The sequence below is a fragment of the Tundrisphaera macrotermitis genome (genome assembly GCF_051175315.1).
GTDB lineage: Bacteria > Planctomycetota > Planctomycetia > Isosphaerales > Isosphaeraceae > Tundrisphaera.
The window spans coordinates 3,284,458-3,298,429 of sequence record NZ_CP195100.1; the positions used below are offsets into that span (position 1 = coordinate 3,284,458).

Annotated in this window: 14 protein-coding genes; 4 read left to right on the plus strand and 10 right to left on the minus strand. The window is 71.1% G+C overall.

Annotated elements, in window-relative coordinates:
* Positions 1 to 19: 19 nt before the first annotated feature.
* Both TA3x_RS13185 and TA3x_RS13190 read right to left on the minus strand, forming a co-directional pair.
* The gene (locus TA3x_RS13185) at positions 20 to 1,060 is read right to left on the minus strand and encodes a DUF1559 domain-containing protein (RefSeq protein WP_435021931.1); all 1,041 of its coding nucleotides are present in this window, start codon (positions 1,058 to 1,060) and stop codon (positions 20 to 22) included.
* Between the two features lie 237 nt (positions 1,061 to 1,297).
* A complete protein-coding gene (locus TA3x_RS13190) occupies positions 1,298 to 1,489 on the minus strand; it encodes a hypothetical protein (protein WP_435021932.1) in 192 nt (63 codons plus the stop codon).
* 495 nt (positions 1,490 to 1,984) lie between these two features.
* Between TA3x_RS13190 and TA3x_RS13195 the strand changes: the two genes are divergently transcribed.
* Positions 1,985 to 2,866: a DUF58 domain-containing protein gene (locus tag TA3x_RS13195; RefSeq protein ID WP_435021934.1), complete on the plus strand. Its 882-nt coding sequence runs from the start codon at positions 1,985 to 1,987 to the stop codon at positions 2,864 to 2,866.
* The gene (locus TA3x_RS13200) at positions 2,863 to 3,393 is read left to right on the plus strand and encodes a hypothetical protein (RefSeq protein WP_435021936.1); all 531 of its coding nucleotides are present in this window, start codon (positions 2,863 to 2,865) and stop codon (positions 3,391 to 3,393) included. The genes TA3x_RS13195 and TA3x_RS13200 overlap by 4 nt, the downstream gene beginning before the upstream one ends.
* Before the next feature lie 25 nt (positions 3,394 to 3,418).
* Here the strand turns inward: TA3x_RS13200 and TA3x_RS13205 are convergent, their stop codons facing one another.
* The 6 genes from TA3x_RS13205 to TA3x_RS13230 form a co-directional block, all read right to left on the minus strand.
* The gene (locus TA3x_RS13205; RefSeq protein WP_435021938.1) at positions 3,419 to 4,438 is read right to left on the minus strand and encodes a hypothetical protein; all 1,020 of its coding nucleotides are present in this window, start codon (positions 4,436 to 4,438) and stop codon (positions 3,419 to 3,421) included.
* A 14-nt stretch (positions 4,439 to 4,452) separates the two neighbouring features.
* Complete coding sequence (gene bioD, locus TA3x_RS13210; protein WP_435021939.1) at positions 4,453 to 5,214, minus strand: dethiobiotin synthase; 762 nt, start codon at positions 5,212 to 5,214, stop codon at positions 4,453 to 4,455.
* Entirely contained in the window at positions 5,211 to 6,581 is a 1,371-nt protein-coding gene (gene bioA / locus TA3x_RS13215; protein WP_435021941.1) for an adenosylmethionine--8-amino-7-oxononanoate transaminase, read from the minus strand. Before bioA ends, bioD begins: the two co-directional genes overlap by 4 nt.
* Positions 6,578 to 7,375, minus strand: a complete 798-nt coding sequence (locus TA3x_RS13220) for an SAM hydrolase/SAM-dependent halogenase family protein (protein ID WP_435021943.1) — start codon at positions 7,373 to 7,375, stop codon at positions 6,578 to 6,580. The genes bioA and TA3x_RS13220 overlap by 4 nt, the downstream gene beginning before the upstream one ends.
* Complete coding sequence (gene queF, locus TA3x_RS13225) at positions 7,369 to 7,737, minus strand: preQ(1) synthase (protein WP_435021945.1); 369 nt, start codon at positions 7,735 to 7,737, stop codon at positions 7,369 to 7,371. The genes TA3x_RS13220 and queF overlap by 7 nt, the downstream gene beginning before the upstream one ends.
* Before the next feature lie 107 nt (positions 7,738 to 7,844).
* On the minus strand, positions 7,845 to 9,521 hold the full coding sequence (locus tag TA3x_RS13230) for an FAD-dependent oxidoreductase (RefSeq protein WP_435021946.1): 1,677 nt from the start codon (positions 9,519 to 9,521) through the stop codon (positions 7,845 to 7,847).
* Between the two features lie 141 nt (positions 9,522 to 9,662).
* Here TA3x_RS13230 and TA3x_RS13235 point away from each other — a divergent pair, with 141 nt between their 5' ends.
* Entirely contained in the window at positions 9,663 to 10,112 is a 450-nt protein-coding gene (locus TA3x_RS13235; RefSeq protein WP_435021948.1) for a PaaI family thioesterase, read from the plus strand.
* A gap of 10 nt (positions 10,113 to 10,122) precedes the next feature.
* Here the strand turns inward: TA3x_RS13235 and TA3x_RS13240 are convergent, their stop codons facing one another.
* Positions 10,123 to 12,189: a hypothetical protein gene (locus TA3x_RS13240; RefSeq protein ID WP_435021950.1), complete on the minus strand. Its 2,067-nt coding sequence runs from the start codon at positions 12,187 to 12,189 to the stop codon at positions 10,123 to 10,125.
* 178 nt (positions 12,190 to 12,367) lie between these two features.
* Between TA3x_RS13240 and rbsD the strand changes: the two genes are divergently transcribed.
* Entirely contained in the window at positions 12,368 to 12,763 is a 396-nt protein-coding gene (rbsD, locus tag TA3x_RS13245; RefSeq protein ID WP_435021952.1) for a D-ribose pyranase, read from the plus strand.
* A gap of 450 nt (positions 12,764 to 13,213) precedes the next feature.
* Here rbsD and TA3x_RS13250 read toward each other — a convergent pair whose 3' ends face one another.
* Positions 13,214 to 13,969: a succinate dehydrogenase iron-sulfur subunit gene (locus TA3x_RS13250; RefSeq protein WP_435021954.1), complete on the minus strand. Its 756-nt coding sequence runs from the start codon at positions 13,967 to 13,969 to the stop codon at positions 13,214 to 13,216.
* Positions 13,970 to 13,972 lie beyond the last annotated feature (3 nt).

Sequence of the window (13,972 nt, forward strand, 5' to 3'; positions counted from 1 at the left end):
CCGACGGTTCGGGTTCGGATCAATACGAGTCGCTGGAGACGACCTCGCCGCCGCTGCGGGTGCCGAGCGCCATCCAGGTGGCCTGATTGATCGTGCTCTTGATGAACTTCACGGAGCCGTCGCCCATCATGGCGTTGACGCCGCCCGAGTGGAGGCTCGACGCCTTGGTGAAGTGGGCGTGGCCGGCCGTGGCGCAGCAGTCGAGGCGGCACGCATTCCACTTGTTCTGCGCCGAGTTCGGGGTCACGACGGTGTTGAACATCGAGTACCCCTCGATCCCGTTCTGCCAGTACTTGCCGGAGTCGCGGAAGATGTTCGTCCCGGCCTGGAACGAGGTATTGCAGCCGGCCAGGGCCTGGTTGACCGCGGTCATGTTGGCCGAGGCGTCGATCAGCTTGGCCGCCGCCACGTCGCCGGCCAGCCCGACGCCGTTGCCGGGCTTGGCGTTGGTGCCGATCGAGTCGCCGGCCAGCGACTCGGAGAACGCGATCGTGTTGGTGGTGCCGTCGGTGCAGTCGCGGATCCCGTAGGCGACCTGGTAGGTGAACATCCCGGTGCTGCCGGTGTTGTTCATCAGGGTCGTGGTGCCGATCGATCCGTAGTAGCTATTGTTGTTGCCGGAGGAGCCGCCGGCATTGCCGTCGGTCGGGCAGAGGAAGACGCCGATCTTGATGCCGAGGGCCGTGGAGTTGATGTACTGGGGCGGGTCGCCCGCGGTCGAGGCCCGGGCGGCCCAATCGAAGTTGATGGCATTGTAGACGGCGGTCTGCTCCATCTGGGGGAGCATCAGGGCGTGGGCGCCCCAATTGTTCCACTTGGTCTGGCTCGTCGTCGTCTCGGCGGCGAGCGAGGAGCCGAGCGGATAGACGTTGGACGCCGAGTGGTAGTTGTGCAGGGCCAGGCCGATCTGCTTCAAGTTGTTGATGCACTGCGAGCGCCGGGCGGCTTCGCGGGCGGCCTGCACGGCCGGCAGCAAGAGCGCGATCAGGACCGCGATGATGGCGATGACGACCAGCAGCTCGATCAGGGTGAACCCCGACCTACGTCGCGAAATGCGCATGATATCTCCGAATCTTGAAAATGGATGAATGGAAATGAGTCGTTGATCGGTCAATGGCGGAGCCCGACCGCCCAGGACGATCCGAGGCCCGGGGCTTCGCCGGGATCGCCCGGCTTCCTTCCCGGCGAGATACGGGGATCTGGCCGCCGGGATGGGCGAGTCGTGTCGTCGCCGTCGGGCCCGCGCAACGCAGGGATGGGGCGGGGCGATCGCCCCGGCAACCCGTCCCTCAATGGCTTATTTTTTCTTCTTCTGCTTCTCAAATTCGAGCATCTGCTTGTTGATGTCGATCTCCTGCGGCGACTGCCCGGGGGGATACTTCGCCGCATCGGACGCGTCTTGACCGCCGCCACCACAACCCCCCACGCAGGCGAGGGTGGTGACGCAAAACAGCAGGATCCCGGTCAGAATGGATGATTGAGCGCGCACGAACCGTCTCCATGATCCCGCGCCAGGGCCCGCCTATGGCACGCTCCATGGGGGAGCGAACCAACTCCGACTGGGAGTGGCCTGGGTCGCAGGCTCGATCTTTTTAGAGCATAGGTTAAACAGAGACCCTACCCCGAGTAATCCATGTATGCAACAAGAATTTCGGTAAAGGTTCCTGATGGATGCACGCATCCGCCCGGAGGTTCTGCAAACCTGCCAAGGCTCGGATTTTTTGGGGCGTCCCCGGGCCAAGTGCCATCCCCCCGAGGGTTGGTCCGGCGATGCAAATCGAGCGTGTGGGCCGACGTTGATCGCCCTGGGGATCCCCTGTACCCTGGGTTCATCCGCGCGAGGCGTTGCGATCGATCCGACCGGTCCGATGACCCGGGGTCACCGATCAGGGTGGATGGGGTTATGCCGCTGCGTCTCCGATTCCCCCGGGTTCACTGGCCGTTCCGTCGACGCCGAGCCCGGGCCGAGGTGGAGACGCCGCGCATGGATGCGGCGGCCCTGATCGCGCGGGCTCGCCGGCTCAGGTTCCGGGTGCGGCGGGGGGCGATGGCCGACCTCGTCGGGGCGTACCAGGGGTCGCGGGCCGGCTCGGGGCTGCTGTTCGCCGAGCTGAGGCCGTACGAGCCGGGGGACGAGGTCCGGCATCTCGACTGGAACGCCTCGGCTCGGCAGGGGAGGCCGTTCGTCCGGAAGTTCGCCGAGGAGCGGGCGCTTACCGTCTGGCTGGTGGTCGACGTGTCGGCGAGCCTCCGATTCGGGCCCGAGGGGGCGACCAAGGCCGACCGGGCCGTGCAGGCCGCGGCGCTGCTGGCGACGGCCGCCGTCCGGGCGGGGGACCGGGCCGGGCTGGTGCTGGTCAGCGACCGGGTCGAGGCCGAGCTGCCGCCGGGGGTCGGGCCCCGGCACCTGGCCCGGCTGATCCGGACCCTGGTGGTCACCCCGTCGCGTTCGCGGAGGACCGCGCTGGCGAAGGGGCTGGCCGGCCCCTCCCGATCGCGGAGGCGGGCCCTGGTCATCGTCCTGGGCGACTTCCTGGCCGCCGAGCCGGCCGCGGACTGGGAGGCGGCGACCCGGAGGCACGACGTCGTGGCGATCCGGATCGTCGAGCCGCGCGAGGAGCGGCTGCCCCCGGCCGGGCTGCTCGACGTGGCCGATGCCGAGACCGGGGCCGCCCGGGTCGTCGATTCCGGTTCGAGCCGGGTCCGCGATGCCTACGCCCGGGCGGCCGAGGAGCGGGCCCGCGCCTTCCGGGCCTGGTGCGGGGCGTGCGGCGTGGTCGGTCTCGAACTCAGCACGGCCGACGACCCGCTGACGGCGTTGCTCCGGTTCTTCTCCGCCCGGGCCCGCAGGCGGGGCCGCCCATGAGCCCGGGCGAAGGGGCCGGCGACCCGGCCGGCGAATCCCTGATCCCTCCACGGCCCAACCTCGGCCCCGAGCCCTGGGAGGAGCCGGGCGGGCTCGGCCCGGCCTGGATCGGCGGTGGGCTGGCCCTCGCCCTGGCCTTGATCCTCGTCGCCCGGCGTCGACGCCTCGCCCGGAAGCGGCCCGCGGGCGAGTCCGACGGCCCGTCCGATGGCGGGGCGGGGCTCGACCCCTGGGTGGCGGCCTCGGAGCGGGCTCGCGAGGCCCTGGTGCGGGCCTTCGGCCCCGGCTGGCGATCGCGGACGACCGAGGAGATCGAGGCCGACCCGATGCTCGCGGATCGCCTCGGCCCCGACCATGCGACGCGGCTGGTCGCCCTGTTCCGCCGGGCCGATCTCGCCAAGTTCGCCGATCCGCCCCCGAGCCCCGAGGACGGCCCGGGCCCCTCCGACCTCGACCCCCTCATGGCGGCGATCGGTGGCGCGGGGCGTCGGGGGGCGTCCGGGGTGCGTCCCGGCGATCGGCCCTGATCGGGCCGAACCCGCGAGCCGCCCGCTATCGATCCTTCGCTCCCTGGGGGGCGATGCCGATCGACTCGACCTGATCCACCCCGGACCGGAGCCGGAGTCGCCAGGAGAGCGATTCGGGCGAGACCGTCGCGGCCTTCGGCGACATCGCGATCACCACGTCGCGCGATTCCCCCGGCCGAAGCTCGGCGAAATCCTGGCCGACGATCCCCATCTCGCTCTCGAAGGCGAGCGGATAAGGATAGATCCGTTCGCCGTCGGGCGTCTCGGCGAAGCACTCCGGCGAGGACAGGCCGCGTTGGCGGACGAACCCGGGCTCGAAAGGGGCGAACACCTGGTCCTGGGACGTGTTCTGGAGCCTGAGAGTCAGGATGATCGTCCCGGGCAGCCCTTTCCGCTCGGTCACGTCCCCCGTCAGGCCGACGCGGCGGAGGACGACGTCCCGGCGCTTGGTATCCAGGGGGGTGATGGCCAGCGACCCCACCCGGAGCGTGACGCCGAACCGGGCGGTCCGGTCCTCGGCCAGCGGGGCCAAAGGCTCGACCGTCCGGCCGGCGGGGCCCTCGGCCGGCACCTCGATGGCGACCGGGGCGCGGGGGGCGAGTTCGGCGGGGATCCCGCGCTCCCGGTCGCGGACCAGGACGAAGCCCAGGGCCAGGGTCACGGCGCTGGCGTAGCTGCCCAGCAGGACCATCGGCCAGGGGGTCCGCGCGTCGGCCGCATCGGGGCCGTCCCATTCCTCGGACGATCCCGCCGGAGGGGCCGGCTTCGCCGGCGGCGACGTGTCGATCCCGCCGAGCAGGACGTCGGTGGGCGAGCCGGGCAGGGGCCCCGGGACGGCGTACAGGTCGGACGGCGAGTCGGTCAGCTCCGGGACGAGCCGATGGCTGTGGGGGGACTGGAGGAACGAGTCGTCCTGGCTGCCCGGCGCCAGGATCGGCGTGGGCGGGATCGGATCGCCCTCGTCGGCCGGCCTCGGCCCCGGATCGGGGTTCGGCCGATCAGGGACGGGGGGATCCTCGGCGGGACGGGGAGGCTCGGTCGTCATGCGCCGCTCCGGAATCAATCGATACGCCAGGCACGCCGGGGGTCGCCGGTCCGCGACATCATCGCCAAAGCATACCAGGTGAGGACCCCGGCATCGACCGGGCCGGGAAGGATGGGGGACGCCTCGCCGGGCCGGTGGGGCCACTCGCCCAGGATGGCCACCCCTCCCAGCCGCCGGGACAGCTCCTCGGCGTTGGTGGCCTCGGCGACCGGGTCGGCGGTGGGCCTCGCCCCGTTCAGGAGGACGCCCGCCACCCGCAGCCCCCGGGACCGGGCGGCCTCGACGGTCATCAGGGTGTGATTGATGGTGCCCAGCCCGCGGTGGGCCACGACCAGCAAAGGGTAGTCGAGCGCGATCGCCATGTCGGCGACGGTCGCCCCCTCGGCGATCGGGCAGAGCAGGCCGCCGACCCCCTCCACGACCATCACCTCGGCCCGCGTGGACCACCATTCGAGCGAGCCCAGGACCGCCCGGGCCAGCTCGTCCCAAAGCAAAGGGGCGCCGGCCCGACGCGCGGCCACGGGCGGGGCCAGCGGTTCCTCGTAGAGCAGCGGGCAGACCCGGTCGAGCGGGGCCGGGCCGATCGCCGCCCGGAGGGCCTCGGCATCCTCGGAGATCCATCGGCCGTCGCGGACCTCGGCGCCGGTCGCCACCGGCTTGAGCACGCCGACCCGGCGGCCGGCCCCGGCCCAGGATCGGGCGATCCGCGAGGCGACCCGCGTCTTGCCGACGCCGGTGTCGGTGCCGACCACGAAGAGTCCGGGCAGGTCGTTCATCGGTCGGGCCCCAGCTCGGCCACGATGCAGGTTTCCATCGTGTCCACCATCCAGGATAGCTCGTCGGCGGTGATGGCCAGGGGCGGCATGATGACCAGGACATCCCCCAGGGGCCGGATCAGGAGGCCGAGGTCGCGGGCCCGCCGGCAGATCCTGGCCCCGGTCTGCCGGTCCCAGGGGAACGGGGCCCTGGTCGCCCGGTCGGCCACCAGCTCGATCCCGGCGATCAGGCCGTGCTGGCGGATGTCCCCGACGTGGGGATGGTCGCGCAGGCCGTCGAGCTTCTCGCGCAGCCGGTCCACCTTGGCCGGGAGGTTCTCCAGGGTCTGCTCGTCGTCGAAGACCTGCAGGCAGGCCAGGGCGATCGCCGCGCCCAGCGGGTTCCCGGCGTAGGTGTGGCCGTGGTAGAAGGTCCGGCCGTCGCGGGCCGTGCCCCGGAAGGCGTCGTAGATGCGGTCGGTGGTCAGGGTGGCGGCCAGGGGCATGTAGCCGCCGGTCAGCCCCTTGGCCAGGCAAAGGAAGTCGGGCGAGACCCCCTCCCGCTCGCAGGCGAACATCGACCCGGTCTTGCCGAACCCCACGGCCACCTCGTCGGCGATCAGGAGCGTGCCGTGGCGGCGGGTCAGCTCGCGAAGTCCCTTCAGGTAGCCTTCGGGGTGGACGATCATCCCGGCCGCCCCCTGGACCAGGGGCTCGACGACCACCGCCGCGACCTCCCCGGCGTGGGCCGCCAGGATCCGATCCGCCTCGGCCAGGCAGGCCATCCCGCAGTCGGAGCGGTCGCGGTCGAGCGGGCAGCGGTAGCAGTGGGGCGACGGGGCGCGGAGGGCCGGGAAGAGCAAGGGGCCGAACATGGCGTGGAACCGATCGACCCCGCCCACGCTCACGTCGCCCAGGGTGTCGCCGTGGTAGGCGTTGCCCAGGGCGAGGAACCGGGTCCGCTTCGGCTCGGGGTCGGGCTTCTGGCGCCAGTACTGGAAGGCCATCTTGAGGGCAACTTCGACGGCGGTCGCCCCGTCGTCGGAGAAGAAGACCCGGGTCAGTCCCTTGGGGGCGATCTCCGCCAGACGCCGGGCCAGCTCGATCGCCGGGCGGTTGGTCAGGCCCAGCAGGGTCGAGTGGGCGATCGTGTCGATTTGGGCCTTCGCCGCGCGGTCGAGGGCGGGGTGGCGGTGGCCGTGGACGTTGCACCACAGGGAGCCGACGCCGTCCAGGTAACGCTTGCCTTCGGCATCGCGGAGGTAGACCCCTTCGCCGTCGGCGATCACCAGGGGGTCGGTCGCCTCCCAGTCGGTGATGGCCGTGAACGGGTGCCAGAGGTGGGCGTGGTCCCAGGCCCGGAGCTGGGCGAGGTCGGTGTCGTTCATGATCTCGGTTCTTGGCTGCGATGGAGGCGGACCGGCACGCCTCGGCCGACGCCCAGGAGGCGGGCCGCGGATCCGTTGACCACGGCGATTTCGAGCCGGCCCGAACTCCCGACCAGGGCGACCAGGTCGCCGGGAGGCCGCTCGCCGTAGGTACGGATCAGGTCCGGGGAGGAGCCAGCGATCGTAAGGGCCGGCCCTGGGATCGTCGCGAGGTGATCGCGGGTGAGGTTGGTGATCAGGTTGCCGAACGGGTCGACCGAGATGACCTCGCCGGCGAGCCCGTCGGGCGTCGGGCTCGGCTCGGACGCCGGGAGGACGATCAGGTCCCGGGCGGGCGGGCCAAGGTCGGCGGGATCCCCGCCACGGAGCAGGAAGCCGGCGGCGGGGGCTAGGATGTCGCGGCCGTGGAACGTGTCCGAGACCGGGTGGAGCCGGTGGGCCGGGTTGCGGACCTCCCACGCCTCGGGAGGCCGGAGGCCGCGCAGGGACGGGCCGATCAGGCCGTTGTCCGGCAGGAGGAACCACCGGTCGTCGACCCGGACCGCCACCAGCCGCCGGTCGGTCCCCACCCCCGGGTCGACGACCGCCAGGTGGATCGTGCCGGGGGGGAAGTAGGGGGCGACCTCGGCCAGGACGAACCCGGCCTCGCGGATATCCTGGGGCGGGATCGCGTGGGACACGTCCACCAGGCGGGCGTCGGGGGCAAGGCCGAGGATGACCCCCTTCATCGCGGCGACGTAGGGGCCGTCGGCGCCGAAGTCGGTCGTGAGGGTCACGATCCCCGACGTCACCACGACCCGCCCTCGTCGGCGGTGGCGGCCGAGTAGCGGGCCGTGATCTTGGAGGAGATCCCCCCGCGTGGGGTGAACTGGCCGACCACGGTCATGCTCCGGGGCTGGCAACAGGCGACCAGGTCATCCAGGATGGTGTTGATCGAGTGCTCGTAGAAAATCCCCCGGTCGCGGTAGGCGAACAGGTAGAGCTTGAGCGACTTCAGCTCGACGCAGGTCTTCGCCGGGACGTAGGTGATCAGGATCGTGGCGAAGTCGGGCTGGCCGGTCTTGGGGCAGACGGCGGTGAACTCGGGGCAGGTGATCTCGATCTCGTAGGGCCGGTCCGGGAACTGGTTCGGGAAGGTTTCCAGCAGGTTCGACATCGGCGCGATCCATTCTCCGGGGCGAGGCGGCGGCCCAATGGCGGGCCGGGCGGGTTCGCCCCCCATCGTAAACGATCCCCGCCCCAGGCCACCAGGGGACCCGGCGATCACGCCTCGGCCCGCCGGTATTCCTCCAGCGCCCGGTGGATGAACTGGACGGCGATCGACCCTTCGCCGACCGCCGACGCGACCCGCTTCACCGAGCCGGCCCGAACATCCCCCACGGCGAAGATCCCCGGCCGGCTGGTCTCCAGGATGAAGGGGGCCCGCTCCAGCGGCCAGTCCTCGGAGATCCCGGGGCCGACGCAGATGAACCCGTTGGGATCGGTGGCCACGCAGCCGCCCAGCCATTCGCTGTTGGGGGTGGCCCCGACCATCAGGAAGACGTGACGGATCGGCCGGTCCTCGGGTTCCGGTGCGTCGGCGTGCTGCCAGGAGATCCCTTCCAGGTGGCGGTCTCCCCGGACCGCCACGATCTGGGTGCGGGTGTGGATCGTGATCCGGTCGCTGGCCTCGATCCGGTCGACCAGGTAGTCGGACATGGTCAGCGCCAGCGCCGGGCCCCGGACCAGGATGTGGACGTGCCTGGCCGAGCGGGACAGGAACATCGCCGCCTGCCCGGCCGAGTTGCCCCCGCCGACGATCGCCACCTCCTCCTCGGCACAGAGGCGGGCCTCGATCGTGCTGGCGGCATAGTGGATGCCCATCCCCTCGAACTGGCCGCACCCCGGGACCTGGATCCCCCGGTAGTGGGCCCCGGTGGCGATGACCACGGTCCGGGCCAGGGCGTGCCGGCCGTCGTCGAGCCGGATCCGATAGGGCCGCTGGTCGCAGTCGATCCCGACCACGCGCCGGGGCAGGGCGATCTTGGCGCCGAACCGCATGGCCTGGATCGTGGCGCGGCCGGCCAGGGACTGGCCCGACAGCCCGGTGGGGAAGCCCAGGTAGTTCTCGATCCGGGAGCTGGTGCCGGCCTGGCCGCCGGGGGCCTCGGCCTCCAGGACCAGCGTCGTCAGCCCCTCCGAGGCGGCGTAGACGGCCGCGGCCAGCCCGGAGGGCCCGGCGCCGACGACCGCCACGTCGTGGACCCACTCCGAGCTGAAGTCCTCGGCCAGCCCGAGGTGCTCGGCCAGCTCGACGTTGTCGGGGTTGACCAGGGTCGTGGACCCCGGGACCAGCACGGCGGGCAGGTCGGCGCAGACCAGCCCGTTCTGGTCCATGAGGGCGCGGGCCTCGCCGTTGCAGTCGGCGTCCAGCGACCGGAGCGGGTGGCCATTCCGGCGGAGGAACCGCTCGATCCGCACCGCGTCGGCCGACATCCCCGAGCCGATCAGAGTGACTGCCGCGTGCCCGTTCCTGATGAAGCCGAACCGGCGGGCCACGAACGCCTGCATCACCAGCTCGCCGATGTCGGGCTCGGCCAGGAGCATCTTGCGGAATTCGGACCGGACCACCCGCAGGACCCGCCCGGGCTCGCCCATCCGGCCGTTGACCAGGGCCTTGCGGTCGTTGAACAGGTTCACCTCGCCGGTGAACTGCCCCGGGTGGTGGATCGTGAAGATCCGCCCCTCGTTCTCCACGACCTCGATCGTGCCCGACAGGACCAGGTAGAAGTCGATCCGCCGGTCGCCGCGGCGGAACAGCAGTTCCCCGGCGACGCATTCCAGCACCGTCCCGAACCGCGACGCCCGCTCGATCTGGTCGGGCGTCAGGAACGGGGAGGCTTCGGGGCCGTACGGGTGGGCGAAGGGGGGCTCGGTCGGGATCTCGTCGGCTCGGGACATGGCTTCGTGGCCTCTGGGGGCGAGGATCGCGGTGATGGGGCCGTCGGGGCGGCAGGGGCCGGGCTCGGCGCCCGATCGCGTGCCTCCTTATACTGGCGGGTCGAATCGGCAAGGCGGGATCGCGGATCGATGAGGGTTGAGATGATCGAAGCGGGAACCGGGCAGGACGCGGCGAGCGGGGATCGGCGGACGTTCCTGGAACGGCTGGGCGCGACCAGCGACGGCGAAGGGCGGCTGATCCTCCGGCCGGGCCCCGAACACCTCCGGAGCCTGGGCATCGTCCACGGCGGAATGATCGCCACCCTGCTCGACTCGGTGATGGGGCTCGACGTGAGCCGCCGGGCCCCAGAAGAGTATTACGCGGTGACCGTCCAGCTCAACATCAATTACATCCGGCCCGCATTCCCGGCCGAGACATTGATCGCTTCCAGCACGATCAAGCACCTGGGCCGGTCGACCGCCGTGGCCCAGGGGGAACTGCGGACCGAGTCGGGGACGCTGGTCGCCACCAGCTCGGGCACCTTCTGCTTCGTGGCCCACACCGACCGGACCCGAGGCCTCGAAGATCGCCTCGATCCCGGCCCCGGCTGACTCCGGGCCATCAGGGCGGTGGGGACTCGCCGATCCTCCTCAACTCGGCCGCGATGATCTCGGATTCGGGCGGGCGTGGGCCGAGGCGGAGCCCCTCCCGCAGCGATCCGGCCCAGGCCGCGCGCCGGCCCGCGGCGTCGTTCAGCTTGCCGACCCGGGCCGTGGACTGCTCCTTGAGTTCGCGCGAGGCGTCCGACCCGATGATCGAGGCCCACACGGCCCGCGCCTGGTCGTGGGCGTCCCGGGCGATGGCCCGGTCGAGTTCGATGGCCAGGCAGGTCTCGCGGAGCCGCCGGAGGTCGGGCGTCCGCTCGATCGGCGGGACCTGATCGAGCTTCGCCAGCAGCTCGGGACGGCGATCGGCCGTCAGCAGGATCTCGGCGAGCAAGGCGTCGTGGACCGGCCGGAACGGGGCCGAGATCCGGTCGCGGCGGATTCCCAGGAGGGCCTCGGCCAGATCAGTCCGGGCCGGGGAGGGCGGGGGCCCCTCGGCCTGGAACCGGGACAGGGCGGCCTGCAAGGCCCAGGTGAGCAGGGCCTCGTCATTGCCGGGTCCGGGCCGGGCCGCCTCCTGGTAGCGGGGCCAGGCGGAGGTGGCGATCCAGTGTCGGGTCCGGTCATTCCCGCCGACCCGGGCATGGACCCGGTAGAGGGGATCGCCCAGGTAGATCAGCCGCCACGGCTGGCCGTAGGCCTCGGCCATCGTCTTGCGGACGGCGGCGGCCATGGGGATCTTCTCGCCGAGGAGGTCGCCGATCAGCAACGGGGTGCGGAACGCCTGGAGGTAGGGCTCGTTGACCGACCCGTAGAAGACGAACGCCCCGTTGGCCAGCCACCGGCCGGCCACGGTGTCCGGGTTGGTGGGGTCGGCCGACGAGAAGCTGTGGATCATCGCCACCGCCGTCGGCACCCCCCGGGGGATGTCGGCCGCGGAGGCCGGCCCCCCCTGGAGGTTGAAGACGGTCGGCGACCCGTGCGAGTTCACCCAGACCAGCCCGTGTGGGTTCTCCGCCCCGAAGGCGTCGTGCCAGCCGTGGATCGAGGCCCGGTCCGTCCCCGAGACCTGATGGGTCGGGACCACCGCCGAGAAGCGGGTGGCGGCCAGCCGGGTGGCATAATCCGACCAGGGGGGGGCGTCCTCGGCGTACCCGTTGAACATCAGGGCCGACTCGGGCTGGAGGAACAGGCTGCACATCGCCCGGTAGGCGCTATCGGCCGATTCCCCCAGCAGCCGCCCGGCATAGGCCCACCGGACGTGGTTCCCGGAAGATCGGCCGATCAGGTCATCGACCGCGTCGACCTGCCCGTCGTCGCCCCGGTAGCGGTAGGGCCAGTCGCCCGCCAGGGTGATGAAGTCGCAGGCGTCGCCCAGCCGGCGGTACTCGATGACCCGGCCGCCGATGACCGTCTCGGCCATCTGGCAAAACGTCCGGGCCTGCTCGCCGGTCAGGATCTCGGGGAACTTGCGGGGGGTGGTCAGCCGGGCCAGGGGCTGGAACCGGCCCGCGGCCAGGGCCACGGCCCCCGCCAGCATCGGGGCGTCGGGCGAGGAGAGGACGACGCCGGGGGGCGTCGCGCCGATCCCTTCCGGGGCGGAGCCGCCATCCATCGGGGGGGCCTTGGCCGACCCCGGGCCGCCCGGCTTCCACGACGCCCCGACCGCCGCCGTCGCCCGGGACCAGAGCTGGGCCTCCGGGACCGGGGCGACCGCCCGGGGATAGCGGATGATCCGGGCGGGCTTGAAGGCGCGGATGAACCGGAACGACGACTCGACGTCGTCGAACAGGACCGGGAAGTACCGGGTCCGGTCCCAGGTGGCGATCACCTCCAGGAAGGTCGGGACGTCCGGGACCAGGCAGACCTGATCGACCACGGTGCGCTCGGGGCCGGTCCGGATTTCCCAGGCCACCCCGGCCTGGCGGAGCGTTTCCAGGCTGGGGTCGCGCAACGAGGTCGGCATGGCGGCCGGAGTGGGGGGCTGGGCCGGGCCCTGGTCGGCCGCCGGATCGGCGCCGACGCCCGCGAGCACCGGCAGGGCCAGCCACCACCACCGCATCCGCCCGGTCGTCCGCATCATCAAAAACGCCCTCCGGCCAAGGGGTTGGGCCCGCCGAACGGGGGGGCATCCGTGGGGTGGAGTCGATCGCGGCCAGCGGGTATACTACCCGACTTGGTGTCAGCAGTCCGTGTCTTGCGCTCGATTCTGGCCGGCCCGGCGACCCGTCGCCCACGCCCGCCGACAGGGATCAGGTCCGATGAAAAAAGGTGGCATCCTCAACCCCGCGATCTGCTCTCTCCTGGCGGAACTCGGTCATCTCGACGAACTCCTGATCGTGGATGCCGGATATCCGCTCCCCCCGGACGGACACGTCATCGACCTGACCCTGACCCCCGGCATCCCCCGATTCCTCGACGTCCTCCGCGCCGTGGCCGAGGAACTGGTGATCGAGTCGATCGCCGTGGCCACCGAGATCAACGAGTATAGCCCCAAGCTGTACCAGGAGATCCAGAAGATCGTCGGCGACATCGACGTGGACGAGGTCCCCCACCACGAGTTCAAGGAACAGTCCCTGGGCGTCAAGGGGATCATCCGCACGGCCGAGTTCACCCCCTATGCCAACGTCCGGATCCTCTGCGGCAGTGCGTTCTGAGTCAGGCCGGCAAAGAAGTTACGTCGCGAGCCCGGTGGTCGATCGACCCGGGCATTGGGTTCGTTTCGTCAAGCGGGCGAGGACCGGCCGGGATCGTCATTGGCTTCGTTTGGGAACCGGGGTGAGGCCCGTCCGCGCCCCGGCTTGGCTTCGTTTGGGATCAAGGGCATTCGTCGGATTGGCTTCGTTTGGGAGTCCTCGACGCCGGCGGATTGGCTTCGTTTGGGACGGGCCATTCCATCCGGTTGGGTGTGGGTGGCAAGCCGGCCACGGCCACCCGGACCGGACAGGGATCGAGAGTTGAAGCCGACTCGCTCCCCCCATCATCGCTTCCCTCCAATATAGGATGGGGATGAGAGGATCGGGCCGAGCGGCGAGGGTGGAAATGCAACGGGCCGGCCCGCGATGTCGCAGGGCCGGCCCGTCGGTTGATGCTCACTTCGGCGGGGCTCAGCCGCCGATGGTGACGACCTCGGGCATTTCGAGGTCGCCGGTGATCAGGGCCCGCTTGACCTCGGAGATGGTCTGCGTGACCGGGATGTCGCGCGGGCAGGCGGTGGTGCAGTTGAACACGGTGCGGCAGCGCCACACGCCCTCGGCATCGTTGAGGATTTCCAGGCGCTCGGCGGCCCCGCGGTCGCGGGAGTCGAAGATGAAGCGGTGGGCGTTGACGATCGCCGCCGGGCCGACATACTTCTGGTCACCCCAGAAGGGGGGGCAGGCCGTGGTGCAGCAGGCGCAGAGGATGCACTTGGTCGAGTCGTCGAACCGGGCCCGTTCCTCGGGCGACTGGAGCCGCTCGGTGGTCGGGGCCGGCTCATCGTTGATCAGGAACGGCATGACCGCCTTGTAGTGGTCGAAGAACGGCTTCATGTCGACGATCAGGTCCTTGATCACCGGCAGGCCGAGGATCGGCTCCAGCGTCAGGGTGTCCGACCTGAGGTTCTTGACCAGGATCTTGCAGGCGAGCCCGTTGGTGCCGTTAATCCGCATCGCGTCGGACCCGCAGACGCCGTGGGCGCACGACCGGCGGAGGCCGAGCGTCTCGTCCTTCTCCCACTTCACCTGCTGGATCACGTCGAGGACGCGGTCGTGCCCCTCGGCCTCGATCTGATACTGCTCCCAGTGCGGCTGGTCGTCGATCTCGGGGTTGTACCGCTTGATCTTGACGGTCAGCTTGCGCGTCGCCTCGACGGACGTGGCCATGAT

Bases quoted from the DNA above. Each gene is read 5' to 3' on its own strand.
- TA3x_RS13185 (WP_435021931.1), bottom strand. From the start codon at position 1,060: ATGCGCATTTCGCGACGTAGGTCGGGGTTCACCCTGATCGAGCTGCTG.
- TA3x_RS13195 (WP_435021934.1), top strand. From the start codon at position 1,985: ATGGATGCGGCGGCCCTGATCGCGCGGGCTCGCCGGCTCAGGTTCCGG.
- TA3x_RS13200 (WP_435021936.1), top strand. From the start codon at position 2,863: ATGAGCCCGGGCGAAGGGGCCGGCGACCCGGCCGGCGAATCCCTGATC.
- TA3x_RS13205 (WP_435021938.1), bottom strand. From the start codon at position 4,438: ATGACGACCGAGCCTCCCCGTCCCGCCGAGGATCCCCCCGTCCCTGAT.
- bioD (WP_435021939.1), bottom strand. From the start codon at position 5,214: ATGAACGACCTGCCCGGACTCTTCGTGGTCGGCACCGACACCGGCGTC.
- bioA (WP_435021941.1), bottom strand. From the start codon at position 6,581: ATGAACGACACCGACCTCGCCCAGCTCCGGGCCTGGGACCACGCCCAC.
- queF (WP_435021945.1), bottom strand. From the start codon at position 7,737: ATGTCGAACCTGCTGGAAACCTTCCCGAACCAGTTCCCGGACCGGCCC.
- TA3x_RS13230 (WP_435021946.1), bottom strand. From the start codon at position 9,521: ATGTCCCGAGCCGACGAGATCCCGACCGAGCCCCCCTTCGCCCACCCG.
- TA3x_RS13235 (WP_435021948.1), top strand. From the start codon at position 9,663: ATGATCGAAGCGGGAACCGGGCAGGACGCGGCGAGCGGGGATCGGCGG.
- TA3x_RS13240 (WP_435021950.1), bottom strand. From the start codon at position 12,189: ATGATGCGGACGACCGGGCGGATGCGGTGGTGGTGGCTGGCCCTGCCG.
- rbsD (WP_435021952.1), top strand. From the start codon at position 12,368: ATGAAAAAAGGTGGCATCCTCAACCCCGCGATCTGCTCTCTCCTGGCG.
- TA3x_RS13250 (WP_435021954.1), bottom strand. From the start codon at position 13,969: ATGGCCACGTCCGTCGAGGCGACGCGCAAGCTGACCGTCAAGATCAAG.